This window comes from Methylobacterium sp. A54F, from assembly GCF_053346035.1.
In genome coordinates, this window is record NZ_JBKFBF010000008.1 from 174,826 (window position 1) to 198,585 (window position 23,760).

28 protein-coding genes are annotated in these 23,760 nt (G+C 73.8%); 9 read left to right on the forward strand and 19 right to left on the reverse strand.

The genetic code is table 11. The features are described 5' to 3' along the window. Nucleotides 1-202 precede the first annotated feature (202 nt). Together ACLBXP_RS15135 and tcuC are read left to right on the forward strand one after the other, a co-directional pair. Nucleotides 203-436, forward strand: a complete 234-nt coding sequence (locus ACLBXP_RS15135) for a hypothetical protein (RefSeq protein WP_447668549.1) — start codon at nucleotides 203-205, stop codon at nucleotides 434-436. A gap of 122 nt (nucleotides 437-558) precedes the next feature. Then, a complete protein-coding gene (gene tcuC / locus ACLBXP_RS15140) occupies nucleotides 559-1,863 on the forward strand; it encodes a tricarballylate/proton symporter TcuC (RefSeq protein ID WP_447668550.1) in 1,305 nt (434 codons plus the stop codon). 10 nt (nucleotides 1,864-1,873) lie between these two features. Here tcuC and ACLBXP_RS15145 read toward each other — a convergent pair whose 3' ends face one another. Further along, nucleotides 1,874-2,899, reverse strand: coding sequence for a P1 family peptidase (locus ACLBXP_RS15145; RefSeq protein WP_447668551.1), 1,026 nt, complete (start codon nucleotides 2,897-2,899; stop codon nucleotides 1,874-1,876). A 194-nt stretch (nucleotides 2,900-3,093) separates the two neighbouring features. Here ACLBXP_RS15145 and ACLBXP_RS15150 point away from each other — a divergent pair, with 194 nt between their 5' ends. Further along, nucleotides 3,094-4,665 (forward strand): helicase HerA domain-containing protein, encoded by a 1,572-nt coding sequence (locus tag ACLBXP_RS15150; protein ID WP_447668552.1) that lies wholly within the window; start codon nucleotides 3,094-3,096, stop codon nucleotides 4,663-4,665. 17 nt (nucleotides 4,666-4,682) lie between these two features. On the opposite strand, the gene cysC is transcribed toward ACLBXP_RS15150, so the two are convergent. From cysC to ACLBXP_RS15180, 6 genes are all read right to left on the reverse strand, one after another. After that, on the reverse strand, nucleotides 4,683-5,297 hold the full coding sequence (gene cysC, locus ACLBXP_RS15155; protein ID WP_447668553.1) for an adenylyl-sulfate kinase: 615 nt from the start codon (nucleotides 5,295-5,297) through the stop codon (nucleotides 4,683-4,685). A gap of 173 nt (nucleotides 5,298-5,470) precedes the next feature. Continuing rightward, on the reverse strand, nucleotides 5,471-5,869 hold the full coding sequence (locus tag ACLBXP_RS15160; protein WP_447668554.1) for an acyl-CoA thioesterase: 399 nt from the start codon (nucleotides 5,867-5,869) through the stop codon (nucleotides 5,471-5,473). Nucleotides 5,870-5,908: 39 nt separating this feature from the next. After that, on the reverse strand, nucleotides 5,909-6,049 hold the full coding sequence (locus ACLBXP_RS15165; protein WP_447668555.1) for a hypothetical protein: 141 nt from the start codon (nucleotides 6,047-6,049) through the stop codon (nucleotides 5,909-5,911). 170 nt (nucleotides 6,050-6,219) lie between these two features. Continuing rightward, entirely contained in the window at nucleotides 6,220-6,510 is a 291-nt protein-coding gene (locus tag ACLBXP_RS15170; protein WP_447668556.1) for a hypothetical protein, read from the reverse strand. Nucleotides 6,511-6,654: 144 nt separating this feature from the next. After that, nucleotides 6,655-6,840, reverse strand: a complete 186-nt coding sequence (locus ACLBXP_RS15175; RefSeq protein WP_447668557.1) for a YegP family protein — start codon at nucleotides 6,838-6,840, stop codon at nucleotides 6,655-6,657. A 160-nt stretch (nucleotides 6,841-7,000) separates the two neighbouring features. Beyond that, a complete protein-coding gene (locus tag ACLBXP_RS15180; RefSeq protein WP_447668558.1) occupies nucleotides 7,001-8,560 on the reverse strand; it encodes a DEAD/DEAH box helicase in 1,560 nt (519 codons plus the stop codon). Between the two features lie 462 nt (nucleotides 8,561-9,022). Between ACLBXP_RS15180 and ACLBXP_RS15185 the strand changes: the two genes are divergently transcribed. Together ACLBXP_RS15185 and ACLBXP_RS15190 are read left to right on the forward strand one after the other, a co-directional pair. After that, nucleotides 9,023-10,429 carry a lipopolysaccharide biosynthesis protein gene (locus ACLBXP_RS15185; RefSeq protein WP_447668559.1) on the forward strand — a complete coding sequence of 469 codons (1,407 nt, stop codon included), beginning with the start codon at nucleotides 9,023-9,025 and terminating at the stop codon, nucleotides 10,427-10,429. Then, the gene (locus tag ACLBXP_RS15190; RefSeq protein ID WP_447668560.1) at nucleotides 10,429-11,598 is read left to right on the forward strand and encodes a GNAT family N-acetyltransferase; all 1,170 of its coding nucleotides are present in this window, start codon (nucleotides 10,429-10,431) and stop codon (nucleotides 11,596-11,598) included. The genes ACLBXP_RS15185 and ACLBXP_RS15190 overlap by 1 nt, the downstream gene beginning before the upstream one ends. 28 nt (nucleotides 11,599-11,626) lie before the next feature. Here ACLBXP_RS15190 and ACLBXP_RS15195 read toward each other — a convergent pair whose 3' ends face one another. From ACLBXP_RS15195 to ACLBXP_RS15205, 3 genes are all read right to left on the reverse strand, one after another. Then, entirely contained in the window at nucleotides 11,627-11,983 is a 357-nt protein-coding gene (locus ACLBXP_RS15195) for a hypothetical protein (RefSeq protein ID WP_447668561.1), read from the reverse strand. Nucleotides 11,984-12,041: 58 nt separating this feature from the next. After that, complete coding sequence (locus tag ACLBXP_RS15200; protein WP_447668562.1) at nucleotides 12,042-12,398, reverse strand: hypothetical protein; 357 nt, start codon at nucleotides 12,396-12,398, stop codon at nucleotides 12,042-12,044. Nucleotides 12,399-12,473: 75 nt separating this feature from the next. Further along, nucleotides 12,474-12,683 (reverse strand): hypothetical protein, encoded by a 210-nt coding sequence (locus ACLBXP_RS15205; protein WP_447668640.1) that lies wholly within the window; start codon nucleotides 12,681-12,683, stop codon nucleotides 12,474-12,476. A gap of 180 nt (nucleotides 12,684-12,863) precedes the next feature. Here ACLBXP_RS15205 and ACLBXP_RS15210 point away from each other — a divergent pair, with 180 nt between their 5' ends. Then, the gene (locus tag ACLBXP_RS15210; protein ID WP_447668563.1) at nucleotides 12,864-13,007 is read left to right on the forward strand and encodes a hypothetical protein; all 144 of its coding nucleotides are present in this window, start codon (nucleotides 12,864-12,866) and stop codon (nucleotides 13,005-13,007) included. A gap of 22 nt (nucleotides 13,008-13,029) precedes the next feature. Here ACLBXP_RS15210 and ACLBXP_RS15215 read toward each other — a convergent pair whose 3' ends face one another. The 3 genes from ACLBXP_RS15215 to ACLBXP_RS15225 form a co-directional block, all read right to left on the reverse strand. Continuing rightward, nucleotides 13,030-14,466 carry a protein adenylyltransferase SelO gene (locus ACLBXP_RS15215; protein WP_447668564.1) on the reverse strand — a complete coding sequence of 479 codons (1,437 nt, stop codon included), beginning with the start codon at nucleotides 14,464-14,466 and terminating at the stop codon, nucleotides 13,030-13,032. 97 nt (nucleotides 14,467-14,563) lie between these two features. Further along, nucleotides 14,564-15,100: a thermonuclease family protein gene (locus tag ACLBXP_RS15220; RefSeq protein WP_447668565.1), complete on the reverse strand. Its 537-nt coding sequence runs from the start codon at nucleotides 15,098-15,100 to the stop codon at nucleotides 14,564-14,566. A gap of 100 nt (nucleotides 15,101-15,200) precedes the next feature. Continuing rightward, nucleotides 15,201-15,815 (reverse strand): TetR/AcrR family transcriptional regulator, encoded by a 615-nt coding sequence (locus ACLBXP_RS15225; RefSeq protein ID WP_447668566.1) that lies wholly within the window; start codon nucleotides 15,813-15,815, stop codon nucleotides 15,201-15,203. Nucleotides 15,816-15,943: 128 nt separating this feature from the next. On the opposite strand from ACLBXP_RS15225, the gene ACLBXP_RS15230 reads away from it, so the two are divergent. Further along, nucleotides 15,944-16,630: a PspA/IM30 family protein gene (locus ACLBXP_RS15230; RefSeq protein WP_447668567.1), complete on the forward strand. Its 687-nt coding sequence runs from the start codon at nucleotides 15,944-15,946 to the stop codon at nucleotides 16,628-16,630. Between the two features lie 69 nt (nucleotides 16,631-16,699). Beyond that, entirely contained in the window at nucleotides 16,700-16,972 is a 273-nt protein-coding gene (locus ACLBXP_RS15235; protein WP_447668568.1) for a YiaA/YiaB family inner membrane protein, read from the forward strand. A gap of 30 nt (nucleotides 16,973-17,002) precedes the next feature. On the opposite strand, the gene ACLBXP_RS15240 is transcribed toward ACLBXP_RS15235, so the two are convergent. Further along, nucleotides 17,003-17,773: an NAD kinase gene (locus ACLBXP_RS15240; protein WP_447668569.1), complete on the reverse strand. Its 771-nt coding sequence runs from the start codon at nucleotides 17,771-17,773 to the stop codon at nucleotides 17,003-17,005. 88 nt (nucleotides 17,774-17,861) lie between these two features. On the opposite strand from ACLBXP_RS15240, the gene cutA reads away from it, so the two are divergent. Then, the gene (gene cutA, locus ACLBXP_RS15245) at nucleotides 17,862-18,200 is read left to right on the forward strand and encodes a divalent-cation tolerance protein CutA (protein WP_447668570.1); all 339 of its coding nucleotides are present in this window, start codon (nucleotides 17,862-17,864) and stop codon (nucleotides 18,198-18,200) included. Here the strand turns inward: cutA and ACLBXP_RS15250 are convergent. From ACLBXP_RS15250 to ACLBXP_RS15270, 5 genes are all read right to left on the reverse strand, one after another. Then, nucleotides 18,179-19,369 (reverse strand): glycosyltransferase family 2 protein, encoded by a 1,191-nt coding sequence (locus ACLBXP_RS15250; protein WP_447668571.1) that lies wholly within the window; start codon nucleotides 19,367-19,369, stop codon nucleotides 18,179-18,181. The genes cutA and ACLBXP_RS15250 overlap by 22 nt on opposite strands. After that, the gene (locus ACLBXP_RS15255; protein ID WP_447668641.1) at nucleotides 19,366-20,130 is read right to left on the reverse strand and encodes a lysophospholipid acyltransferase family protein; all 765 of its coding nucleotides are present in this window, start codon (nucleotides 20,128-20,130) and stop codon (nucleotides 19,366-19,368) included. The genes ACLBXP_RS15250 and ACLBXP_RS15255 overlap by 4 nt, the downstream gene beginning before the upstream one ends. Before the next feature lie 202 nt (nucleotides 20,131-20,332). Continuing rightward, nucleotides 20,333-21,862, reverse strand: coding sequence for a phytoene desaturase family protein (locus ACLBXP_RS15260; RefSeq protein WP_447668572.1), 1,530 nt, complete (start codon nucleotides 21,860-21,862; stop codon nucleotides 20,333-20,335). A gap of 120 nt (nucleotides 21,863-21,982) precedes the next feature. Continuing rightward, nucleotides 21,983-22,546 carry an RloB domain-containing protein gene (locus ACLBXP_RS15265; protein ID WP_447668573.1) on the reverse strand — a complete coding sequence of 188 codons (564 nt, stop codon included), beginning with the start codon at nucleotides 22,544-22,546 and terminating at the stop codon, nucleotides 21,983-21,985. After that, entirely contained in the window at nucleotides 22,546-23,757 is a 1,212-nt protein-coding gene (locus ACLBXP_RS15270; protein WP_447668574.1) for an AAA family ATPase, read from the reverse strand. Before ACLBXP_RS15270 ends, ACLBXP_RS15265 begins: the two co-directional genes overlap by 1 nt. Nucleotides 23,758-23,760 lie beyond the last annotated feature (3 nt).

Below are 23,760 nucleotides of genomic sequence, written 5' to 3' on the forward strand. Positions count from 1 at the left end.
TCTTGTTTCGCGAGGCGAGAACTCCATTTATAACAGCATCATGACGCTGTCAGGCGTCCGGCTTGCCGGACGCGGGACTGGTCGGCCTCCCCGAAAGCGCGGTGCTCCGCACGGATGGGAAGCGGCGGACCAAGCGCTCGCCTTCCCCCATCCCACCGGGTGCGGCCGCTGCCCCCCGAAGTCCCGTGAGCTTCTGTTCGAGATGAACCAACTCGTCCGCATGTCCCAGATCGGCGATGCCGAGACCATCAACGAGCCGTCCGCCGATCTGCGCGTGCCGTTCGCGCAGTCCGGTGCCTTCGTCTGCAAGTACATCATCGGCGAGCCGAACGATCGGGCCGTCTGCTGCGGTGCGCCGGTCGCCGACGGCAAGAGCTGGTGCGCCTATCACCGCCGCATCGTCTTCGAGCCGACCCGCCCCGGCCGCATCCGCTGAGCGGACCCGAACGCCCGTAACGAAGACGTGAACCGCGCCGGCCTGGACCGGCGCGGCCTGCTGTCTAACGTCGCGCACAATGGGCGGCCCGGGCGTGGCGAGCCCCGGGGCGGAGCGCAGGCGTGGCAACGACGATCGGCGAAGAGGGCGGCGCGTCCCGGCTCGCGACGGTGCTGCGCGTCACCGGCGGCAACTTCCTGGAAATGTACGACTTCTTCGTCTTCGGCTACTACGCCGCAGCGATCGGTCGCGTCTTCTTCCCGAGCCAGAGCGACTTCGCGTCGCTGATGTTCTCCCTCGGCACGTTCGGGGCGGCCTTCCTGATGCGCCCCCTCGGGGCCATCGTGCTCGGCGCCTACATCGACCGCCACGGCCGTCGCGCCGGCCTCCTGCTCACCCTCGGCCTGATGGCCATCGGCACGCTCTCGATCGCCATCGCGCCCGGCTACGGCACGATCGGCGTGCTGGCCCCGGTCATCGTGGTGCTGGGGCGGCTCGTGCAGGGCTTCTCGGCGGGCGCCGAGCTCGGCGGCGTCTCGGTCTACCTGTCCGAAATCGCGACGCCCGGCAACAAGGGCTTCTACGTGGCCTGGCAATCGGGCAGCCAGCAGGTCGCGGTGATCTTCGCGGCTGCCCTCGGCCTGTTCCTGCAGCAGAGCCTCACGCCGGCGCAGATGGATTCCTTCGGCTGGCGGATCCCGCTGCTGATCGGCTGCCTGATCATCCCGTTCCTGTTCGTGATCCGCCGCTCCCTGCAGGAGACGCCCGAGTTCGCCCACCGCAAGGCGCCCGCATCCCTCCGCCAGGTCTGGATCACCATGCTGGCGAACTGGCGCATCGTGCTCGTCGGCATGATGATGGTCACGATGACGACGGTGTCGTTCTACCTGATCACCGTCTACACCCCGACCTTCGGCCGCAACGCGCTCAAGCTCGACGCGGTCTCGGTGCTCATCGTCACCGTCTGCGTGGGCGTCTCGAACCTGTTCTGGCTGCCCGTGATGGGCGCGCTCTCCGACCGGATCGGGCGGCGCCCCCTCCTCATCCTGTTCACGGCGCTCGCCCTCGTCACCGCCTATCCGGCGGTGGCCTGGCTCGCCGATGCGCCCACCTTCGAGCGGCTGCTCACGGTCGAGCTGTGGCTGTCCTTCATCTACGGCAGCTACAACGGCGCCATGGTGGTCTACCTCACCGAGATCATGCCGGCCGAGGTGCGCAGCGCCGGATTCTCGCTGGCCTACAGCCTCGCCACGGCGATCTTCGGCGGCTTCACGCCGGCGGTCTGCACCGGGCTCATCGAGTGGACGGGCAACGTCGCGATGCCGGGCCTGTGGCTCTCGGTGGCGGCGGCGATCGGCCTCGCGGCGGCGCTGCTCGCCCGCGGCGAGGCCCGGCGGGCCGGCATTCCGGCGGCGCTGGCCTCCTGAGGCGCTGCGCTCAGGGGCCGCCGAAGCGGTCCCGCCAAGCCGGCGGCAGCCCCGCGAAGGAGCCCGCCCCGGTGACCGGCAGCCCGGGCAGGCTCGTCGCCGCGTGGACGCCGATCGCCACCGCGCGGGCGAGCACCTGGGCGGCGGCAGCCCCGAGGCGGGCGAGGTCGGTCAGCGGGTCGGCGAGCGGCACCCGGCCGGTCGCGGCCGCGAACACCACGTCGCCGTCGAGGGGGGTGTGGACCGGGTGGATCGCCCGGGCGAGGCCGTCCTGCGCCGCCACCGCGAGGCGCTTCGCCTGCGCCTTCGTCAGGATCGCGTCGGTGGCGACGATCGCGAGCGTCGTGCTGGCGCCGGGCAGCGCGCGGGCCGGGAAGTCCAGCGCCGCCTCCGGCAGGCGCGGCGGCCAGCCGAGGCCCCCGAACTCGGCCTCGACCTCGAAGGGCGCCGCCCAGAAGTGGGGCCCGTCGCCGATCGTCACCCGCCCGAAGGCGTTGACGGCCACGAGCGCGCCGATGCTCGCCGGCGTGCCGGCGACGCGGGCGGAGGCCGAGCCGAGGCCGCCCTTGAAGTTTCCGGTGCGGGCGCCGGTGCCGGCCCCCACGGAGCCGATCGCGAAGTCCTCGGCGGCCGCGCAGGCTGCCGCGTAGCCGAGCTCCCTGTAGGGCGGGTAGCGGCCCCACGCCTTGTCGCCGCCGTTCATGAGGTCGAACAGGATCGCGCCCGGCACGATCGGGATCCGCATGGGGCCCATCGGAAACCCGCGCCCGGTCTCGGCGAGGCGCGCCACCACGCCGGCCGCCGCGTCGAGGCCGAACACGGAGCCGCCGGCGAGCATGAGGCCGTCGATGCCCGGGACCGTCCGCTCCGGGTCGAGGAGGTCGGTCTCGCGGGTTCCCGGCCCGCCGCCGCGCACGTCGACCGCCGCGGTGGCTGGCGCGTCGAACAGGAGCGCGGTGACGCCGCTTGCCACGCGCATGTCCGAGGCGTGTCCGACGCTCAGTCCGGGGATGTCCGTGATGCGGTTGCGGTGCATGGCCGCCAGGATGACACGCGGGGAGGGGGGCGCAAGGCAGCGCCCCGGACCGGCCGGGCGAGGCCGCCTTGCCGGTGGACCGGCGAGCCTCGCCTGTGGACGCCGCTCCGACCCGGCGAACCGGCGGGGCTCAGGCCGTGTTAGGGTCCGGCCGCCGCAGGGGTCGAGACGCGCGGCGTGCAACCGGAGCGGTAATGGCGTTCGGCATCGAGATGGGCACGGGCCTCGCGGGCGCGGGCGAGGCAGCCCTGCTGGACCTCGAGGAGCTGCTGGCGACCCGCCTCCTGGTCCAGGGCAATTCGGGATCCGGCAAGTCGCACCTGCTGCGGCGCCTGCTCGAGCAGAGCGCGGGCCAGGTGCAGCAGGTGGTGGTCGACCCAGAGGGCGACTTCGTGACCCTCGGGGAGGCCTACGGCCACGTGGTGGTCGACGGGGCCCATTCGGAGGCGGATCTCCAGGCCATCGCGGCGCGGGTGCGGGCCCACCGGGTCTCGGTGGTGCTCAATCTCGAGAGCCTCGACATGGAGGCGCAGATGCGCGCGGCCGCCGCCTTCCTGGGCGGCCTGTTCGAGGCCGAGCGCGCCCACTGGTTCCCGGCCCTCGTCGTGGTCGACGAGGCGCAGATCTTCGCGCCGGCCGCCGCGGGCGACGTCTCCGACGAGGCCCGCAAGGTCTCGCTCGGCGCCATGACGAACCTGATGTGCCGCGGCCGCAAGCGGGGGCTTGCCGGCGTCATCGCCACGCAGCGCCTCGCCAAGCTCGCCAAGAACGTGGCCGCCGAGGCGACGAACTTCCTGATGGGCCGCACCTTCCTCGACATCGACATGGCGCGCGCCGCCGATCTCCTCGGGCTCGACAGGAGGGGAGCCGAGCGCTTCCGCGATCTCGCCCGCGGCGAGTTCGTGGCCCTCGGGCCGGCGCTCAGCCGGCGCCCCCTCGCCCTCCGGATCGGGCCCGTCACCACCTCGGCGCGCTCCGCGTCCCCGACCCTGATCCCGCTGCCGGCTCCGGCGGAAGCCGACCTGCGCGCCCTGATCCTGGCGCCGGCCGAGGAGGGGCCCGGGCTGCCGCCGCGGGCGGCGCGCCCCGTGGCGCAGCCTCGCGTCAGCCCCGCCGACCTCCTGCGCGAGCTGAGCCAGCGGCCGGAGCCGGCACCCGCCGCGCCGGCCTTGGGCGAGGCCGAGAACCGGGTCGGCTGCGAGGCGATCCTGCGCGGCCTCGTGGGCGATCCCGACACGGCCGGGCAGGCCGTGGCGGTCTTGTATCAGGACTTCCTGGTGCGCTGCCGGATGCGCGGCCTCGACGGCGAGGGCATGGGGCTGCCGGCCTTCCGCCGCCGCCTCAGCGTGGCCCGGGCCGGCATCGACGAGGCGGCGCTCGCCGAGGGCGACGACGCGCGCTGGGCGCAGGCGCAATCCGCCGCCGCCGCGATGCCCGAGGAGGTGCAGGGCCTGTTCCTGCTGCTCGCCCGCGCGGCCCTCGCCGACGCGCCCTGCCCGGGGGACGCCGCCCTCGCGCAGGCCATCGGCAGCCGCTCGCCGGGGCGGGCGCGGCGCCTCCTCGGCTACGTCGAGAGCCGCGGCGCCATCGTCACCCGCAACGACGTGCGCGGCAACCGCATCGTGGGGATCCCGGCCCTCGGCTGCGAGACCGCGCCGGGGGACCCGAAGGCCGTGGAGCGGACCGAGGCGCCGCAGGGTGAGCAGCAGGGCGAACCGGGCGGCGAGGCGCCGCAGGGCGGCTGGGGCCTGTTCGCCGCGGAGTGAAACGGACGGCGCCGCCCTCAGGCGGCGCTCAGCCGGAGGAGCTCGGCGACCAGCGCCTCGGCCGAGTCCTCGACGGAGCGGCCCTGCGTGGTGAGGATCAGGTCCGGGTCGAGGGGCGCCTCGTAGGGGGCCGAGATGCCGGTGAAGTCGGGGATCTTGCCCGAGCGGGCGCGGTCGTAGAGGCCCTTGGGGTCGCGCGCCTCGCAGACGGCGAGCGGGGTGTCGATGAAGACCTCGCGGAACGGGATGTCGCCGGCGATCCGGCGGGCGTCGGCCCGCTCCTCGCGGAAGGGCGAGATCAGGGAGACGATCACCACGAGGCCGGCCTCCGCCATCAGCCGGGCGGTCTCGGCGGCGCGGCGGATGTTCTCCACCCGGTCGCGGGCGCTGAAGCCGAGGTCGCGGTTGAGCCCGTGGCGCAGGTTGTCGCCGTCGAGCACCATCGTGTGGCGGCCCCGCTCGGTCAGGGTACGGTCGACCGCGTTGGCGATGCTCGACTTGCCGGCGCCCGACAGGCCGGTGAACCAGGCGATGGCCGGCCGCTGGCCGAGGCAGCGCCAGCGGGCCTCCCGCGGCTGCAGGGTCTGCCAGGTCAGGTTCCTCGCTGCGGGGTCGGTCGTCGTCTCTGCCACCGGCGCGGTCCCTCCCGGGAATCCGGGCCCGGCCCCATGCCGCGCCCTGCAAGGGCCGCCTTGTAGGCGAGCGGGCGGGCGAGCGAAACCACCTCTCACGTTCCCGTGAGAGGTCTGTGGTTTCCGGACGTTGCCGCCGCATGCGCGGTCCGCCCGGATCCGAACGGACCGGTTCAGGCCTCGGGGATCAGCCGGGGGCGGCCCGCATCGTCGATCGCCACGAAGGTGAAGGTCGCCTCGGTCACCTTCTCGCGGATCTGGGTGCAGAAGCGGCGGGCCCAGGCCTCGACCTCTATCTTCATCGAGGTGCGGCCGACCCGGCCGACCCGGGTGTAGACGCAGAGCACGTCCCCGACCTTGACGGGCCGGATGAAGGTCATCGCGTCGAGCGCCACCGTCACCACCCGGCCGTTGGCCCGGTCGACGCCCGCGATGCCGCCGGCCTGATCCATCTGCGACAGCACCCAGCCGCCGAAGATGTCGCCGTTGGCGTTGGTGTCGGCCGGCATCGCGATGGTGCGCACCGTGAGGTCTCCCCGCGGCTGATCCTCAGCCGCAACCGAATCCGCCATGGAATCCCGCGCCTCCCTGCTGCGGCGGACAGGGTTGCATCAGGGCATCAGCCCGGCAAGCCGCAGACCGCCGGCGAGGAGGATCGCGGCGACGCAGACGAAACATTCGAGGGGGATGTGCTGCCAGAGCTCGCGCGGCTCCGCCTCGCGGGCCCCGGCGCGGGTCGCGACGTGCTTCATGGTGGCTTCCTCCCGGGCGGAGCGGTCTGTCGCCCTCCGTCCCGAACCCGTGAGCCTACAGCAAAACGGCCGGCCGCACACCCGCGGCCCGCGCGCAAAACGAACCCGGCGGCGCGCGGGGGCGCCGCCGGGCGATGGACGGGTGTTTCGGGCCCGGCCGGGCCCGAGCCTCAGTAGTAGAAGCGGCGCGGGCCGTAGAAGGGCCGGCGGTAGTAGGGCCGCGGGCCGTAGAAGCGCCGCGGGCCGTAGAACGGCCGGCGATAGTAGGGCCGCGGGCCATAGAAGCGGCGCGGGCCGTAGAAGCGCCGGCGGTAGTAGTACTGCGCCTTCTCGACGGCGGGAGCCGCCTCGGTCGCCAGGGCGGTGACCGCGGGGCCCATCGGGGCCGCCGAGGCGCCGTGCGGGACGGCCACGGCGAAGCCCAGGGCAAAGAGGGCTGCCAGTACGAATTTCCTCAACACGTCGAACTCCTTGAGGGATGCGGGCCAGGCGGTGGGCCGGAACGGGCCCACGGAACGGGCGGTGGCGCCCGGATCACACGAACGCACGAGGGCGCCAGACCGTTTCACCCCGGGGGCGACGTCGATCCGGCAGGGTTAAGGCCTTCAGGCGATCTTCGTGGTCATGTCGACCGTCGCCGCGGCGGCGCTACCCTTCACGATCTCGATGCCGTGCTCGCAATCCTCGCGGCGGGCATAGCCCTCCCCCGAATCCGCCACGACGTTGCCGTTCTGCGTGCGCAGGCGCCAGCGCCAGTGGCCGCTCGCGTCCCGGTAGAGCTCGAAGCGCATGGCGCCATCCCCGTTGCGTGTCCGTCGCCGAGGATGGCGCACGCCGGCAACAAGATGGCGCGCGCTCGCGCCCCGGCAATACGCCGGGGCCTCTCCACAGCGAAACGCCGCCCCGGGGTCCCGGGGCGGCGTCGCGTTCGTGGATGGTGCGGAAGGCGGCTCAGGAGCGCGGGGCGCGCTCCAGCCAGCCGATGGCGCGACCCTCGCCGCGGCCCTCGGGGGCCGGGCGGCGGCCCTGGCGCTGCGGGGGCCGCCCCTCGCCGCTGCGCTCGGGCCGCGGGCCCTCGGTGCGGGGATGGTTCGGGCGTGCGTCCCGGCGCTCGGCCCTGGCCTCGCCGGGGCGCCCCTCGTGCGGGCGACCGGCCTGCTGCGGCCGGCCCGCCTGCTGCGGGCGGCCGGCCTGCTGTGGACGGCCCTCGGACGGACGGCCGCCGGGGCCGCGGCCCTGACCCTGGCCGTTCCGGTGCTGGCCCTGACCCTGGCGGGGCTGGCCCTGCCGCTGGCCCGGACGCTGGCCGCGGGGACCAGGCGCCGGGCGGCGCTCCTCGGCGGCGGCGATGTCGGCGGCCTCCTGGCGGCTCGGGGGCGCGAAGCCCTCGGGAAAGCCCGCGACCGGCACCTTCTGGCGGGTCAGGCGCTCGATGTCGCGCAGGTAGGCGCGCTCCTCGTCGTTGCAGAAGGAGATCGCCAGCCCGTTCGCCCCGGCGCGCGCGGTGCGGCCGATGCGGTGGACGTAGCTCTCCGGCACGTTCGGCAGGTCGAAGTTGACCACGTGGCTCACCGCCTCGACGTCGATGCCGCGGGCGGCGATGTCGGTGGCGACGAGCACCCGGCAGGTGCCGTCCTTGAAGGCCGCGAGCGCGCGCTCGCGCTGGGGCTGGGACTTGTTGCCGTGGATGGCGGACGCCGCGATGCCGACCTTCTCGAGGCCGCGCACCACCCGGTCCGCCCCGTGCTTGGTGCGGGTGAAGACGAGCACGCGCTCGATCTTCGGGTCGCGCAGGATGTGGGCGAGGAGCGCCTGCTTGGCACCCGTGTGGGCGAAGATGACCTGCTGCTCCACGCGCTCGGCCGTGGTGGCGACGGGCGTCACCGCGACCTGGACGGGATCGCTCAGGTACTGCTCGGCGAGGCCCGCGATGTTCTTCGGCATGGTGGCCGAGAAGAACAGCGACTGACGCTTGGCCGGCAGCATCCGCACGATCCGCTTGAGGGCGTGGATGAAGCCGAGGTCGAGCATCTGATCGGCCTCGTCGAGGACGAGGATCTCGACGCCCTCGAGGGTGAGGGAGCGGCGGTCGACGAGGTCGATGAGCCGGCCCGGCGTGGCGACGAGGATGTCGACGCCCGGCGCCAGCGCCCGCTCCTGGCGGCCGATGGTGACGCCGCCGAACACCACGGTGCTGGTGTAGGGCAGGTGGCGGCCGTAGTCGGAGAACGACTCGGCGATCTGGTTGGCGAGCTCGCGGGTCGGCGACAGCACGAGCACCCGGCAGCCGCGGCGCGGGGCGCGGCGGTCGGACAGGGAGAGCCGGTGCAGGATCGGCAGCGCGAAGGCCGCGGTCTTGCCGGTGCCGGTCTGGGCGATGCCGCAGAGGTCGCGCCCGGTCATGGCCGGCGGGATCGCCTGGGCCTGGATCGGCGTGGGATTCTGGTAGCCGGCCTCGTCGAGCGCCCGCAGGACGGGCTGCGCGAGGCCGAAATCGGTAAACTGGGTCAAATGCGTCTCGGAGGGCAGCGGGATCGCTGCGCGTGCCGAGGCTCGGCCGCGCGGAGGTTCGATCCGTAGAGCAGGAGGGCGCCCGCGTGATGGGGGGCCCGGGGTGCATTGCACGTATGAAGAGAGGGGTCGAACCCGTCGGGCGCCATCGGCCCTCACGGTTCGTCACGCAACCCTCTCAAGCGGACCCGTTCGACGGCCGCTGACGCTGCATCCGCGATATGCGTCTTCGCGACTGCGAAGTCAATGGCATGGGCGGGGGCATCCGGCGGGGGCGGTGGGCCGCGCGGGGCCGGCACGCGCCCTGCGAGGGGGCGCACCACGATGGTCGCCGCCGCCCCAACCCGTCCCGCCGGGGGATCCTCGCGTTCCGCCGCGGGAACGATCCCCCGGCCCCGCTCCGCCGTGCTACAGAAGCCGGCGCCGGGGGAGGTTCGCGTCCCGGCGAGACCGGGGCCGAGGATGATCGCGCGCCACACCGTCACCTACGTGGGCACGCGGGCCTTCGCGGCGGCCCTCAACATGGCCTCCGTCGCGGTCTTCACGCGCCTCGCGCCCGTGGAGGCCTACGGGCAGTACCTCTACATCCTGTCCTGGGCCCTCGTGCTCTACGGGGCCACCTGCCAGTGGCCGAAATTCGCGTTCTTCGCCCTCTACGACGAGGGCCGGGAGGCCGCGCAGGTCGGCACCGTGGTCCGCATCCTCGGGCTCACCCTGCTCCTCGCCGGCGCCGCGGGGGCGGCCGCGGTGGCCCTCGGCCTCGCGAGCGGGGAGATGGCGGGCGCCGTCGTGGCGGCCGCCCTCGGCCTGACGCTCTACGAGGGCACCACGGAGATCGCCCGCACCCGCCTCAGCGTCGGCGCCGTGGCGCTCTCGGTCGTCCTGCGGGCCGTGCTGGTGCTCGCGCTGGGCAGCCTCGCGCTCCACCTCTCGGGCGATCCCGTGCATCTCGTGCTCGCGGTGGCGGCCGCCAACGTCCTCGCCTCGGTGCCGGCGGGCCTCACCATCCTGCCCCTGGTGGCGGGGCCGGGGAGCCTCGGCGAGGCCCGGCGCCTCCTCGCCTACGGCTGGCCGCTGGTGATCTCCTTCGGGATCGCGGCGCTCGCCCAGACCATCGACCGCATCGTCATCGGCCGCACCGTCGGCCCCCAGGACCTCGGCGCCTACGGGGCCATCGCCGACTTCCTGCGCCAGAGCTTCGTCGTGTTCGGGGAGAGCATCGCGCTCTCGCTCGTCTCGATCGCCAAGCGCGAGGCGCGGGCCGGGGGCATGCCGGCGGCCGAGCGGGTGCTGGCCGACGCCGCGCGGGCCATGGCCCTGGTGGCGGCCTTCGGGGCGGCCTTCTTCCTCAGCTTCGACGACCTCGTCGTCACCGTGCTGCTCGGGCCGGGCTACCGGGCCGAGGCGATCGCGCTCGCGCCGACGCTCATCGTGGCGAGCATCCTGATGATGTTCCGGGCCTACTACTTCGGGCAGATCATCTACTTCACGAGGACCAGCCGGCTCGACGTCGCGGCCTCCCTGGTGATGCTCGTCGGCGTCGGCGGCCTCTCGCTCCTGCTCATCCCGGTCTACGGCGTCGCGGGGGCGGCGGTCGCCTACGCGGTGGGCCAGGGGCTCGGCTGCCTCGCCTTCGTGTTCGGCGGCCGGCTGCGCATGCCGGTGCCCGTGGCCGACATCCTCGGCATCGCCGCGATCGCCGCGGTGACGGGCGGCCTCGCGGCGGCGCTGGGACTGCTGCAGGCGGGCGGAACGCCCCTGGGCCAGGCCGCGCGCCTCGCCCTCCTCGTCGCCGGCGCGCTGGCGGCGGCCTGGCAGTTCAACGTCGTCGGCCTCGCGGAGAGCTGGCGCCGCCGCCGCGCCGCCTGATGGACACCGCCACCCTCGCCGGGAGCGGGCCCGAGGCCGGCCTGATTGCGGCCGTGCGGCCCCTCGGGGCGGCCCCGCCCTGGCGCGGCGCCTGGGCGGCCCTCGCGGCGGCGAGCCTCGACCCAAACCCCTTCTACGCCCCCGGCTACGCGCTGCCGGCGGCCGGCGCCTTCGGGGCGGGCGTCCGGCTCCTGCTCGTGGCCGACCGCCCGCCCGAGGCGCCGGGGACGCGCCTCCTCGCCCTGTGGCCGTTCCGGCGGGTGCCGGCGCGCTGGGGCCTGCCGCTGCCGGTGCTGATGGGCTGGACCCACGGCTTCTGCCCGTACGGCGCCCCGCTGCTCGACCGGGCCGAGCCCGAGCGGGCGCTTGCCGGCCTCCTCGCCGCGCCCCGCGCCCTCGGCCTGCCCCCGCGCCTCTACCTGCCGAACCTGCCCGCCGCGGGGCCGTTCGCGGACGGGCTCGCAGGCGTCGCGGCCGCCCGCGCCCTGCGCCGCGCCGCGTACTGGCCCCAGGCGCGGGCGCTCCTCGACCTCGCGGGGCGCGGGGGCGCGGAGCGGGCCGGCTACCTCGCGCACATGCCGGGCTCGCGCCGGCGCAAGCTGCGGCAGGGGGCGCAGCGCCTCGCGGCCGCAGGCCCCGTGACGCACGAGACCCTGCGCGACCCCGCCGCGCTCGCGGAGGCCGTCGAGGACTACGTCGCCCTGGAGGCGGCGGGCTGGAAGGGCCGGGCCGGCACGGCGGTGGCGGACCGGCCGGCCGAGCACGCCTTCCTACGGGCGATGGCGGCGGAGCTCGGCCCGGCCGGGGGCCTGCGCGTCGAGCGCCTGCGCCGAGGCGGGCGCACCCTGGCCTCGGCGATCCTGCCGGTCTCCGGCGACACGCTCTGGTGCCTGAAGATCGCCCACGACGAGGCCGAGGCCGCCCACTCGCCGGGGGTGCAGCTCGTCCACCGCCTGACGCTCGGCGCGCTGGCGGATCCCGCTGTCGCCCGCGTCGATTCCTGTTCGGTGGCGGGCTACCGCCTCGGCGAGATGTTCTGGACCGAGCGCCGCGCCGTCGCCCACGTCCTCCTGGAGGCGGCGGGCGGCGACCCGCTGTTCCGGGTAGCGCTCGCGGGCGAGGGCGCCCGGGACCGCCTCGCCCGGTGGCGGGCGGCCCGGGGCCCCTGAGCGACGCCGATGGCTGTCGCGGGAGACCTCAGCGCAGCAGCCAGAGGCCGAGGATCACCACGGCGGCGGCGACCACGGCGAAGCCCACGAAGGCCGGCATCACCCAGCTGCGGCGCCCGTGCGGGTCGGCCGCCGCCCGCACCCCCGGGCTCGCCGCCTCCTGGCGGCGGGCGATCGCGATGCGCTCCGGGCTCGCCGGGTTGCCGGCGACCTCGTCGTCGGTGCCGAGCTGCGACAGGCCGGGGTCGTAGTGCTTCACCTTGTCGCCGGAGCGGCCGGAATCGATGTCGGCCTTGAGCTGCGCGGTCGTCGGCCGCTCGGTCTCGGGCGGGCTCGCGACTTCGAGGTCGGCCGGGGTGGGGGGCGTCTCGGAACGAAGGACCATGGTGCTCTCCCGCGGGGGATGTCTGCGGGGAGAAGGCGCGGGGCGGGGCCGGCGTTCCCTACCAGCCGAACCGGGCGATCTGCGCGAGCCGCGCCTGGGCGGCCGCCCCGTCGCGCCCGAGGAGCGCCCAGCGCTGGGAGAGGTCATGGCAGGTGGCGCAGAACGGCAGCTGCGCGAGCAGCACCCCGTCCTGCCGGGCCCGGTTCACCGAGGCGATCAGGCAGGCGATCACCGGCTCGGTGTCGGGGGCGCCGAGGCAGTCGGCCCGCGGGCTGCCGAAGAGCGGCCGGTTCGGCAGGCTGAGCGAGACGGTGGTGCCGCCGCGCCGGTCGGGGGCGGGCGGCAGCGTGTAGCTGCGCACGAACAGGGCGCAGAACAGGAGGGCGAGGCCGAGGAGGGCGAGGAGCGCGCGCATGGAGCGGGAGCTAGGGCGCTCGCCGCCGAAGGGGATTGGCGCCCGAAGCGCGATCGCGCGGCTCAGTCGCGAGGCTCAGTCACCTGCGTCGAACCGGCTCCAGCGGAAGACCTCGCGCCCGGCCCCGTCGATCACCCGCACCGCCTCGGCCGGGAGCCCCGACCGCTGCGGCACGCGGGCGCGGGCGAACAGGCGCAGGGCCCGCTCCCGCGCGACCTCCACGTCCTCCACCCGCACCGAGACGCGGGCCTGCACGGAATCCGGCCCCTCGTCGGGGCCGAGCATCTCGATGTGGAAGGTCTCGCGGGGCTGGCTCACGGTCGCGACGGGTCCGGGCGGGCTCTGGGAATCGGCCCTCGCGGGGCAGATAGGGGTTTTGGCGGCCGCCCGCATCGGGGGCCGTCCGCCACCGGGCGGGTTGCGTCCGGCGCCGGCCCGGGGCACGCCCCCGGCCGGAGGTGACCGATGACCCTGAAGATCGCCGCGGCCGTCGTCGCCTGCGCCCTCATCTTCTGGCTCGGCCTGCGCCTGACCCGGGCCATCCTCGACCACGGCATCGCGGCCGGGCGGGCCGAGGCGGAGCGGCGCGGCGACTCCGAGGAGCCCTGAGGCGCTTCAGGCCGGGCGCGGCTCATGCCGGCGGCGGCTCCGGCGCGGTGCCGCAGGCCTCCGCCATGCGCCCGATATGGGCGAGCTTGTCCCGGAAGGCCGTCCAGTCGTCGCCCTCGGCGATGGGCGCCCACAAGGCCTCGACCTCATCGATGAGCAGCGTGCAGGGGCGCTCCGCGGCGAAGTAGGGGTGGTCGAGGCGGGCGTTCTCGGCGGGGGCGAGGGGTTCCAGGGCGGCGCGCACCGGCGCGAAGCTCTCGCCCGCGTAGTAGGCGGCCGAGGGAGAGGCGGCGGCGCGCTCCGCGCTCGCGAGGCCGCCGCGCCAGTCGAAGAACACCTGCTCGAAGGGCGCCCGGCTCTCGCCGAGGAAGCGCCAGAAGGCGGCGACGAGGCGGTTCGTCTCCGCCTCGCCCTCCGGCGCCAGGCCGAGGCGGGCGAACAGGGTCTCAGCGAAGGCGTCCTGGAGCGCCGGGCCGAAGCCCTCCAGCGCCGCCTCCAGGCGGTCCTGCCCGGCCAGCGGCACCAGGCAGTCGGCGAGGCGCGCGAGGTTCCAGAACAGGGCCTCGGGCTGGCGCGCGAAGGCGTAGAGGCCGGTCTGGTCGAAGTAGGCGGCGGTGAAGCCGGGCTCGAAATGCGGCAGGAAGCGCCAGGGGCCGTAGTCGAAGCTCTCGCCGGTGACGTTGATGTTGTCGGTGTTGAGCACGCCGTGCACGAACCCCGCCGCCATCCACTGCGCCCCCATGCGGGCGACCCGGGCGCAGACCCCTTCGAGGAACGCGGTCGCCCGGTCGGCGACGTCGTCGCGCCACAGCTCCGGCATGTGGGTCGTGACGGCGTGGTCGAGGAGCCGGGCGATGTTGTGGGGCTCGGACAGCGCCAGGAAGCGCTGGAAGGAGCCGATCCGGATGTGGCCGTGGCTGAGCCGCACCAGCACCGCGGAGCGGGTGGGGGAGGGCTCGTCGCCGCGCTCCAGCGCCTCGCCGGTCTCGATCAGGCTGAAGGACTTCGAAGTGTAGACGCCCTGCGCCTCCAGCATCGCGGTGGCGAGGACCTCGCGCACGCCGCCCTTCAGGGTGAGGCGCCCGTCCGCGCCCCGCGACCAGGGCGTCTGCCCGCTGCCCTTGGTGCCGAGGTCGAGGAGGCGCCCGTCCGCGAGGTCGTGGAGCTGCGCGTAGAGGAAGCCGCGGCCGTCGCCGAGGTCCGGATTGTACGAGCGGAACTGGTGGCCGTGGTAGCGCAGGGCCAGGGGCTCGGGGAGGCTGCCGGGCAGCGGCTCGAAGCGGCCGAGATGGGCGATCCACGCCTCGTCCGTGAGGTCCCCCAGGCCGACGCGCTCCGCCCAGGGCTGGTTGCGGTAGCGCAGCACGGTCTTCGGGAAGCGGGCGGGGGCCACCGCGTCGAAGAAATCGCCCCCGAGATCGGCGTGGCGGCGCGAGGGACGGAGACGGGGCAGGCTCAAGCGGGGTCCTCGCTGCGGGGCGACCTATGAGCCGTTAAAGCGCGGAAACGGCCCGGGGTTCACCGGCGCGGGGGCGCCTCCGGGAGGATCGGCCCCGTCACTCCCCCGGCGACGCCTCCGCCTCGGCGTGCTGGCGGGCGCGGCGCCAGTCGGCCGGCTCCTCGAAGGTGCCGGCCCAGAGCCCGCGCCGGGTCGCCCAGGCCTTGCTCTCGTGGCGGGCATAGGCCTGCGTGGTGCGCCGGTTGGCGAGCGCGTGGCCGTGGCCGACGAGCCAGGCGGCGAGGTCCTCGGTGCCGAGGCGGCAGATCGCCACCGCGCGGGGCTTGCCCGCGCCCTTCGCGTCCGTGCGCGCCTCCGGCTCCTGCACCTCGCAGGTGACGGGGGCGGCCCCGATGTGCTCGGCCAGCGCGTGGGCGGCGAGGCGGCCGCAGCGGTAGCGCCGGCCGGACGCGCTCTCGCAGGTCTGGGCCGCCTCCGGCGCGTCGATGCCGTAGAGGCGGATGCGGGTGCCGCGCACCTCGATCGTGTCGCCGTCGATCACCGTGGCGGGTCCGGCGAGCGCCTCGGCCGCGCGGGCGGGCGCGGCGAGGGCGAGACCGGCGAGGATCAGGCAGGCGAGGGCAGGACGCGGCATCGGGGGACCAGGTTGGGGCCTACACGGAGAAGCTGTGCAAGCGCCAAGCCAACACGGCAATTAGGCGGAATGAAGTAAGCCCGCCCCCGCGCCGCGCATGTCAGGTCTTCGCGAGCCCGGCGGCCATCGCGCGCACCAGGGTCTCGACCTGCCCGCGCACCACCTCCGGCGGCAGCGCCATCAGGCGCTCGTCGAGGCCGAGCGACACGATGCCGTGGGTCGCCGAGAACAGGCTGCGGGCGAGCAGGCTCAGCGCGTCCGGGGGCAGGTCCGGGCGCAGCAGCCGCAGGGGCGCCTCGATCCGGCGGAACAGGCGCGCCTGCTCGGCCACGTACGCGGCGGGCGGCGCGGCGCCCCCGGCCGCGCGGTGCTGGAACAGGGCGCGCCAGCGCAGGGGCTCGGCCCGCGCGAAATCCAGGTAGGCGAGGCCGAGGCGGACGAGTTCCGTCCCAGCCTCCGCAGGATGCCGGGCCGGCGCGGGCTCGTCCCGCGCCAGCGCCGCCTCGAACAGGGCGAGCGTGCGCAGGTTGACCGCGTAGGCGAGGGCGTCGAGGTCCGGGAACGCGATGTAGATCGCCCCCACGGCGCAGCCCGCCGCCCGGGCGAGGTCGCGCGCGCGCAGGGCCGCGAGCCCCTCCGCCGCGATGGCCCGTTCGGCCGCGTCCACGAGCAGCGTGCGGAGCGCCGTGCGGCGGGTCTCGGCGGGGCTCGTCACAGGCGCGGTCGCCGTTTTTTACACGATGTGCAAAAAATCACTTGAACGTTGTTCATGGACGTGGGATTCCTGGCTCGTGAACGGCGTTCAAGAACGAAGGCGCCGGTCCGTCAAGCCGGAGGCAGCCCATGCTCAAGGTGTTTCACATCCTCGCCCGCGGCGCAGCCGCCCGAGCGGCCGAGGAACTCTACGATCAGAACGCGTTGCTGATCCTCGATCAGCAGATCCGCGAGACCCGGGCCGCCCTGGAGCGGAGCCGCCGGGCCCTGGCGCTCGCCGAGGCCGGGGACGCCGCCGAGGCACGGCGCGCCGAGGCGGCCTCCGAGCGCGCCCGCGACCTCGAGGAGCGCGCCGTGGCGGCGCTCCGCGGCGGCCGGGACGACCTCGCCGCCGAAGCCGCCGAGGCGATCGCCGGCATCGAGGCGGACGTGGCGGCGATCGGCGCGGCGCGGACGCGCTTCGCCGCCGAGGTCGCGCGCCTGCGCCGCCGGATCGCGGACGCGGCCCGCCGCCAGGCCGAACTGGAGCGGGGACGCCGCGCCGCGGCGACGGCGGAAGCGGTCCGGCGCCTCGGCGCCGCGGCCGGCCCCCGCGAGGGCGCGACCCTGCGGGAGGCAGAGGCGACGCTCGCGCGCCTTCGCGAGCGCCAGGCCGAGGCCGAGGCCGTGGATGCGGCCCTCGACGACGCCGATCCCGGGGCGGACCTCGCCGAGCGCCTGGAGCGCGAGGGCTTCGGGCCCCCGACCCGCCCGACCGGCGGCGCCGTGCTGGCGCGGCTGCGCGACCGGGCCGGCCTCGCGCCCGCCGCCCCCTGACCCCTCGGGGGCTGGAGCCCCCGCGGGAGCCCCTGCGAGAACCATCACGAGAGACTTGGAGATTCCGTCATGAACGCCGACACCCCGCAGCATTCGGGCGCCTGGGTCGCCTTCACCTACGCCTCCTTCATCGGCGCGGCCGCCATGGTCGTCCTCGGCATCCTGTTCATGCCGATCGACATCTGGATGAAGGGCTACTTCGCCATGGGCGTGATCATGCTCGTGCAATCCTGCGTCACCGTCACCAAGACGATGCGCGACGTGCACGAGGGCCGGCGCATGGTGAACCGCATCGAGGATGCCCGCACCGAGCGGCTGCTGATGTCCGTCGGCAAGGAGTGAGGCCGGCGGCGCGGCGGCCCTGAGACGGCCTCAGCCGAACTGCTCGCGCAGGATGCGCTCGTCGAGGCTGTGGCCGGGGTCGTGCAGGAGCACGAGGTCGGTGGCCTGGTCGAGCCAGGTCTCGACGGTGCAGACCCGCCGGAACTCGGTGTGGTCGGCGACCGCCGCGACGGGGCGGTGGGCGGCGTCCAGCACCTCGATGTGGATGCGGGCGTAGTTCGGCAGGAGCGCCCCGTTCCAGCGCCGCGGCCGGAAGGCCGAGATCGGCGTCAGCGCCAGGAGCTGGGCGTGCAGGGGCAGGATCGGGCCGCCGACCGAGAGGTTGTAGGCGGTGGAGCCCGCCGGCGTCGCGGCCAGCACCCCGTCGGCGATCAGCTCGGGCAGGCGCACGTGCCCGTCGACGGCGATGCGCAGCTTCGCCGTCTGGTGGGTCTGGCGCAGCAGGTAGACCTCATTGATCGCCCGCGACCGGTGCCGGCGCCCCTCGGTGTCCACCGCCTCCATCAGGAGCGGGTGGATGACGCTGCGGTGGGCGGTCTCCAGCCGCTCCAGGAGGCCGTCCTCCCGGAACTCGTTCATCAGGAAGCCGACGGTGCCGCGGTTCATGCCGTAGATGGGCTTGGTGCCGTCCATGAAGCGGTGGAGGGCCTGCAGCATCAGGCCGTCGCCGCCCATCGCCACGATGACGTCGGCCTCCTCGGGCGCGACGTGGTCGTAGCGGCGCATCAGGGCGGCGGCGGCCTCGCGCGCATCCGCGGTCGGGCTCGCCAGGAAGGCGATCTTGTGGAAGCGCCGCGGCATGCTGGTCCTGGGATCCGCCCCGTTGACGTCGGGTCGCCGCGCTGCAACTCAGACAGCGCCGCCCGACCCCTGCCCGGAGAGCCATAGCATGGAGCGTCCGCTCCTCGTCTATACGACCTTCCCCGACGCCGAGACGGCGCTCGCGGTCGGCGAGGCCCTGGTGCGGGCCCGGCTCGCCGCCTGCGTGAACGTGATCCCCGGCATGCTCTCGGTCTATGCCTGGAAGGGGGCGGTGGAGCGGGGCACCGAGGTCGTCGCCCTGATCAAGAGCCGGGCGGCGCTGGCCGACCGGCTCACGGAGGCGCTGAAGGCGCGCCATCCCTACGAGACGCCGATCGTGCTTCACCTCGCCGTCGCCGGGGCCGACCCGGACACCGCGGCCTGGATCCTCGCGGAGACCGGCGATCAGGCGCCGCCGACCGGGTAGCTGCGCCCCTTCCAGGTGGCGGCGCCGGCGCGCTTGGCCCGGAGCAGTACGTTCCACTGGATAGCGAGGGCCACCAGGACCGAGGCCGGGTGCAGCGAGATGGTCGCGAGGGGCTCGCGGGTCGCCAGGGTGATGGCCGCGCGGGTCGCCAGCGCGACCGCGCTGCCGGCGAGCGCAGCCGCCAGGACCACGCCGGGCGCGCCGGCGAGCAGCGCGAGGCCGAGGAGGATGAGGGGCAGCACCTGCCCGCCGAACAGGAGCAGCGTCCAGACCGGCAGGGCGCGGGGCGTCGCGAGGCCCTCGTGGGCGTTCTTCGAGAACCCCGCCCAGGCATCCGCGAAGCCCGCATACATCCGGCAGGCGGCCAGCGACTCCCCGGCGACGAGGTCGGTGCGGTAGCCGGCGCCGCGGAACAGGCGGGGCAGGCGCACGCCGTCGTGGAGGGTCGTGCGCACGGCGCCGTGCCCGCCCGTCGCCAGGTAGGCGTCGGCCTCGACGAGGACGAGCTGCCCGCAGGCCGCGCCGAGGGACGGCCGGCCGGAGGCCCGCATCATCGCCATCGGCAGGAAGCCGAGCAGCAGGAAGTTGATCATCGGCACGGTGAGGCGCTCGCCGAGCGTCCCCATGATCTGGCGCGGCACGCCGCTGACGAGGGCGGCCCCGCTCGCCCGCGCATGGGCGGCGAGCCCGGCGGCCCCGCCGGGGCGGAGGCGCACGTCGGCATCGATGAAGAGCAGGCGCGCGCCCGCCGCCTCCCCGGCGAGGTGGGCGCAGGCGTGGTTCTTGCCCGTCCAGCCCTCGGGCAGGGCCGGCACCGGCACGAGGCGCAGGCGGGCATCCTCGGCCGCGATGGCGCGGACGATCTCGGCCGTCGCGTCGGTCGAATGGTCGTCGCCGACCAGCACCTCGACCCCGACGCCGGTGCTGGCGAGCGCCGCCCGCACCGTCCCGGCGATGTTGCCGGCTTCGTTGCGGGCGGGGATCAGGATGGAGACGAGGCCCTCCGCCGCGCCGCCCGCCGGGGGCCGCAGGATGGCGAGGTTGGCGGCCGCCAGCGCGGCGGGCAGCAGCGCCAGGGCGAGGCCGAGGAGCGCGAGCCCGAGGAGCGCGAGATCGAGGGGTTCGAGGCCGAGGGATTCCAGGCCGGGGAATGCTGGGCCGAAGATCATGGCGCCGTCTCCTCGCTCGCTCCGGCCCCCGTGCGGTGGGCGGGGTCGAAGCGGCGGCCGGACAGGGCCGCCCGCACCCGGCGCCAGGCATCGTAGACGCCGCCGACGCCCTTGGCACCCGCCAGGAGGCTCGTGAAGCGAGCGGGCTCCCGGCTGATCACGTCGGCGCTGAGGGCGTCGAGGGTCCGGGTCAGGGCGCCCTCGAGGTGGGCGAGGCGCTCCGGGCGGGGCAGGGCGGCGAGGTCGCGGCCCCGCAGGGGCGCCCCGAAGGCCGCGAAAGCCTCCGCCCCGCGCTCGTCCCAGTGGGCGTATTCGAGGGCGAGGGGCACGAACAGCGCGTCGGGCGCGATCTCGGGCAGGCGGGCGACGCCGGGGCGCAAGCCCAGCGGACGGGCGCGCACGTCGGCGAAGCGCCCCTGCGCGGTGACCCACAGCATCCGCTCCGGGCGGGCGAGAATCCTCCGGGCCGCGGCGAGGAACTGCGCCCCCCCGCGGGGGCTGTCGAGCTCCACCGGGAAGGCGCCGATGCGGCGGAACACGCCGTAGCGCGCGAGCATCACGGCATCGAAGGGCGCGTAGCAGGCCCGGTCGGGATAGAGGCGGCCGCCGAGCACGATCAGCACCACCGCGTCCCACCAGGCCGGATGGTTGCAGTAGACCACGATGGGCCCCGGATGCTCGACCGCCGGCGCCGCGCCCCAGCGGGCGACCCGCACGGCGTTGAGGTGGCGCCGCACGAACCGTTCGAACCAGGGCAGCATGAAGCGCCAGACCAGGGGCGAGCGCTCGGGCTCGACCGGCGCGCGCCGCAAGGCGCGGCCATCGGGATCGGACACGCTCACGTCGCGGCACCCATGGCGCCCGCTCCCGGGGCCAACCCCCGCCGCAGCCCGGCGGAGGCGTCCGCCGGATCGGGCGCGGCGCGGGCCTGCCGGTTCACCGGCGCGTCCGCGGCGGGCGGGCTCACGCCGTCCGGCGGAGCGTGCCGCGGGCATCCGCGTCGTGCGCGTCCGCGGCGATCCAGCCCGACATCATCACCATCGGCATGCCCGGGCCCGGATGGGCGGCGCCGCCCGCGAGGTAGAGGCCCCGCACGGCCCGCGAGCGGTTGCCGGGCTTGAAGGCGCCGAGCACCTTCCCGTGGCTCGCGAGGCCGTAGATCGCCCCGTTCAGCACCCGGTAGCGGTCGTGGATGTCCTGGGGCGTGAGGTGGCGCTCGACCACGATGCGGTCCTCGAGGTCCGGCATCCCGGCGGTGCGCTTCAGCTTCTCCAGGATCACCCGGCGATAGGCCGGGAACATCGCCGACCAGTCGTGGTGGGGCCGCAGGTAGGGCGTGTGCACGAGGACGTAGAGCGCCTCGCCGCCCTCCGGGGCCACGGACGGGTCGGTAGAGGAGGGGGCCGCCAGGTAGGCGGTCGGGTCCGGGGCGGGCTCGCCCTTGTTGTAGATGTAGTCGAACTCCTCCTCGGGATCGCGGGAGAAGACGAAGTCGTGGTGGTTCAGGTGCTCGTAGCGCTTGTTCAGCCCGAGGTAGAGCACCACGCCCGAGCAGGCCGGCTCGAAGCTCTTCTTCTCGTAGGTCCGGCCGACGTCGCCCCCGACGAGCTCCCGGTAGGTGCGCACCGAATCCATGTTGGAGATCACCGCGTCGAAGGCCGTGGTGCCGGCCTCCGTGCGCACGCCCCGCACCGTGCCGTCGCGGACATCGAGGCCGGTGACCTCGGACGCCGGCCGGAGCGTCGCGCCGAGCTCGCCCGCGAGCCTGGCGAGCGCCTCCGCCACCGCGCGGGTGCCGCCCATGGGGTACCAGACGCCCTCGGCCGTCTGCATGTGGGCGATGGCGCAGAGCACGGCCGGCGCGCCGTAGGGCGAGGAGCCGACGTACTGCACGAAGTGGTCGAGCATCTGCGCGAGGCGCGCGTCCTTCACCTTGCCCCGGATGGTCGAGGCGACGGAGGCGTGCATGCGCAGGGACAGCACGTCCCGGAGCGTGCCGGGGTTCATGTTGGCGCGGATGTTGATCGTGTCGAACAGGTCCTCGACGGGTTTCCAGAAGAAGAACCGCTCCGAGACGCCGTGCAGGTGCTCAGAGACCGCGATGAAGCGCTTGTAGCCCTCGCCGGCGCCTGCCCCCGGCGCGAACCGGTCCATCTCGGCGGCCATCGTGGCCACTTCCTGCATCAGGTCGATGCGGGTGCCGTCGTCGAAGAAGCAGCGCCATTGCGGGTCGAGGCGGCGCAGGTCGAGGTAGTCGTGCACGTTGCGCCCGGCCTCGGCGAAGATGCGCTCCAGCACGCGCGGCACGGTGAGGATGGTCGGCCCCATGTCGAACCGGAACCCGCCCTCGTGCAGCACCGCGGCCTTGCCGCCGAGCCAGTCGTTCTTGTCGTAGAGGGTGACGCGGTGCCCCCGCGCCCCGCTCACGCAGGCCGCGGCGAGGCCGCCCAGACCGGAGCCGATGACGGCGACCGAAGAACCACCGGATTGCATAGCGCGTCACTCCCGGCGAGACCCGAGCCGCCGACACCGAATAAGCTAGACCGGCCGAGCATCGGGTCAACGCGCTAACCGGTCGCGCCCGGTGTGAGACGCGAGCCGGATTGGATAACTTCAGTCACGCCCGAACTCGATGGCGTCGAGCAGGGTCCGCAAGGGCGGGTTACCATGTGCGGCCCGCAGAACGGAGGCCTCGTCGAGGCGCGCCGCGAGTTGCATGGCCGGCAGGCCCTTGCGGTAGTCCGGCCAGCGGCGTCGCAGTTCGTCCGCGGCGCGCAGGCTGTCGCCGGGCCGCAGGGCGGCGCATCCGTCGAGGTGGCGCAGCAGGAGGGCCTCGTGGCAGGGCTCCTGCCAGATCAGGAGCAGATCGTGACGTCGGGCGAGGCCCTCGATCCGGGCATCGCGGTCAGGCGACAGGCCGCACTTGTCGCTGTCCAGAATTAATGCCCGGAAGGCATAGATTCCGTTCCTATTCGCTCGGTGGCGCATCGCCTCAACGGCCCGCTCCACTAGCGCCAGCGGATCGCCGGCGCCCGGCTGGAGCACGACGCCGTCGATGTGGACGCGGCGGTGGCGCAGCTCGACGATCCGGCCGAGCAGCGCCCCGTAGCTGCGCTCGCTCTCGCCCTCGCAGCCGAGAAAGATGCGCCGACGCTGCGGGATGCCGCGCGGCGGCATCAGCCGATCTGCGGAACGGCGCCGAAGCTGCCGCCGAGATACTTCTTGTAGAAGTTGTCCTGACGCTTGATGCCGGTCACGTCGCGCAGGCCGTAGACCGCCGTGCGGCCCCGCGCGTCCTTATCGCAGAAGAAGACTTCGTCCTTCGACAGGTCTTCGAGGAGCGAGGCGTTGTGGCAGGTCATCCAGAGCTGCGCGTCGTGGGGATTGCGCTCGGGATCGTGGAACCAGCGGACGATCTCGGGGAGGATCATCGGATGGATCGCGGCGTCGAGTTCGTCGAATATGGCGACCCCACCCCTAGTAAGCGCGCTTAGTAAAAGTGGATACAATTTTATAAATTGACGAGTCCCATGACTTTCTTGGTGATGCAGCATCGGTCTATGGAGACCAGAATGTTCATATATTGGAAATGGACCATCTGGACCCGATAATATTTTCATAGAATTTACGCCAAAATCGAGCCTTTGTGCGTCTTTATTGAAATTATCGACAAACCACGGGAAATCAGTATATAACTTCAAAGCTCCACGATCAGTCAAATCAGATTTCTCTGTTAAGATATTCACGATGGTGTGCGCAGCCCATTCAACGGCCAGCTTTGCATAGGGGTGATCAAGCTGCGCCAGAGTCGCAATTGCGCTGGCGTCCGGGCGAAGCACTTTATTGAGTGCCTGACGATACCCCGCCAGCCCGAACGCTTTTCCTGCCTCAATAGTCCCATCGGCCTGACGTTTGAAGAGTTTGACCTGCCGCACCGAGTCCGCGGGCCTGTAATGCAGGGACTCGCCCAGTACACTCACGCTCTGATCACCACCGAGCCAAACTTCGTAGACGTACTCGCAAAATGGTGCCGTTGGATCGTTAATCCGGCTGATATCCTCTATGCCGCCCAGATGTGCGGCGATCCGCGTCGGCGCCCGGAGCGCCTCGGCCTCGTTGAAGCGCTCGAACGGCAGCGGCGCGCCGCGCGGATTCGTGAAGCTGTGCTGCAGGAACCAGGCGAGAAAGGCCGGTGCCTTGAGGAGGTTCGACTTGCCGGACGCATTGGCGCCGAAGAAGGCCGTCACCTTCGGGGCCCGCGCGTCCGCGCCGCGCCAGATCGGCGCCAGCCGCCCATCCCGGTCGTCGGCTCCCGCGCGGACGGTCAGGTCGACGACCTGCGTGTCGCGGATCGACCAGAAATTCTCGACTTCCAACCTGTAGAGCATCAC

What these genes read in the sequence shown, in the direction of transcription:
- ACLBXP_RS15190 (WP_447668560.1), top strand. Translation starts at nt 10,429, where the DNA reads ATGGACACCGCCACCCTCGCCGGGAGCGGGCCCGAGGCCGGCCTGATT.
- ACLBXP_RS15145 (WP_447668551.1), bottom strand. Translation starts at nt 2,899, where the DNA reads ATGCACCGCAACCGCATCACGGACATCCCCGGACTGAGCGTCGGACAC.
- ACLBXP_RS15260 (WP_447668572.1), bottom strand. Translation starts at nt 21,862, where the DNA reads ATGCAATCCGGTGGTTCTTCGGTCGCCGTCATCGGCTCCGGTCTGGGC.
- ACLBXP_RS15165 (WP_447668555.1), bottom strand. Translation starts at nt 6,049, where the DNA reads ATGAAGCACGTCGCGACCCGCGCCGGGGCCCGCGAGGCGGAGCCGCGC.
- ACLBXP_RS15200 (WP_447668562.1), bottom strand. Translation starts at nt 12,398, where the DNA reads ATGCGCGCGCTCCTCGCCCTCCTCGGCCTCGCCCTCCTGTTCTGCGCC.
- ACLBXP_RS15255 (WP_447668641.1), bottom strand. Translation starts at nt 20,130, where the DNA reads ATGCTGCCCTGGTTCGAACGGTTCGTGCGGCGCCACCTCAACGCCGTG.
- cutA (WP_447668570.1), top strand. Translation starts at nt 17,862, where the DNA reads ATGGAGCGTCCGCTCCTCGTCTATACGACCTTCCCCGACGCCGAGACG.
- ACLBXP_RS15205 (WP_447668640.1), bottom strand. Translation starts at nt 12,683, where the DNA reads ATGCTCGGCCCCGACGAGGGGCCGGATTCCGTGCAGGCCCGCGTCTCG.
- ACLBXP_RS15230 (WP_447668567.1), top strand. Translation starts at nt 15,944, where the DNA reads ATGCTCAAGGTGTTTCACATCCTCGCCCGCGGCGCAGCCGCCCGAGCG.
- ACLBXP_RS15150 (WP_447668552.1), top strand. Translation starts at nt 3,094, where the DNA reads ATGGCGTTCGGCATCGAGATGGGCACGGGCCTCGCGGGCGCGGGCGAG.
- ACLBXP_RS15240 (WP_447668569.1), bottom strand. Translation starts at nt 17,773, where the DNA reads ATGCCGCGGCGCTTCCACAAGATCGCCTTCCTGGCGAGCCCGACCGCG.
- ACLBXP_RS15135 (WP_447668549.1), top strand. Translation starts at nt 203, where the DNA reads ATGAACCAACTCGTCCGCATGTCCCAGATCGGCGATGCCGAGACCATC.
- ACLBXP_RS15270 (WP_447668574.1), bottom strand. Translation starts at nt 23,757, where the DNA reads ATGCTCTACAGGTTGGAAGTCGAGAATTTCTGGTCGATCCGCGACACG.
- ACLBXP_RS15185 (WP_447668559.1), top strand. Translation starts at nt 9,023, where the DNA reads ATGATCGCGCGCCACACCGTCACCTACGTGGGCACGCGGGCCTTCGCG.
- ACLBXP_RS15235 (WP_447668568.1), top strand. Translation starts at nt 16,700, where the DNA reads ATGAACGCCGACACCCCGCAGCATTCGGGCGCCTGGGTCGCCTTCACC.
- ACLBXP_RS15210 (WP_447668563.1), top strand. Translation starts at nt 12,864, where the DNA reads ATGACCCTGAAGATCGCCGCGGCCGTCGTCGCCTGCGCCCTCATCTTC.
- ACLBXP_RS15160 (WP_447668554.1), bottom strand. Translation starts at nt 5,869, where the DNA reads ATGGCGGATTCGGTTGCGGCTGAGGATCAGCCGCGGGGAGACCTCACG.
- ACLBXP_RS15265 (WP_447668573.1), bottom strand. Translation starts at nt 22,546, where the DNA reads ATGCCGCCGCGCGGCATCCCGCAGCGTCGGCGCATCTTTCTCGGCTGC.
- ACLBXP_RS15250 (WP_447668571.1), bottom strand. Translation starts at nt 19,369, where the DNA reads ATGATCTTCGGCCCAGCATTCCCCGGCCTGGAATCCCTCGGCCTCGAA.
- ACLBXP_RS15220 (WP_447668565.1), bottom strand. Translation starts at nt 15,100, where the DNA reads ATGCCGCGTCCTGCCCTCGCCTGCCTGATCCTCGCCGGTCTCGCCCTC.
- ACLBXP_RS15195 (WP_447668561.1), bottom strand. Translation starts at nt 11,983, where the DNA reads ATGGTCCTTCGTTCCGAGACGCCCCCCACCCCGGCCGACCTCGAAGTC.
- ACLBXP_RS15175 (WP_447668557.1), bottom strand. Translation starts at nt 6,840, where the DNA reads ATGCGCTTCGAGCTCTACCGGGACGCGAGCGGCCACTGGCGCTGGCGC.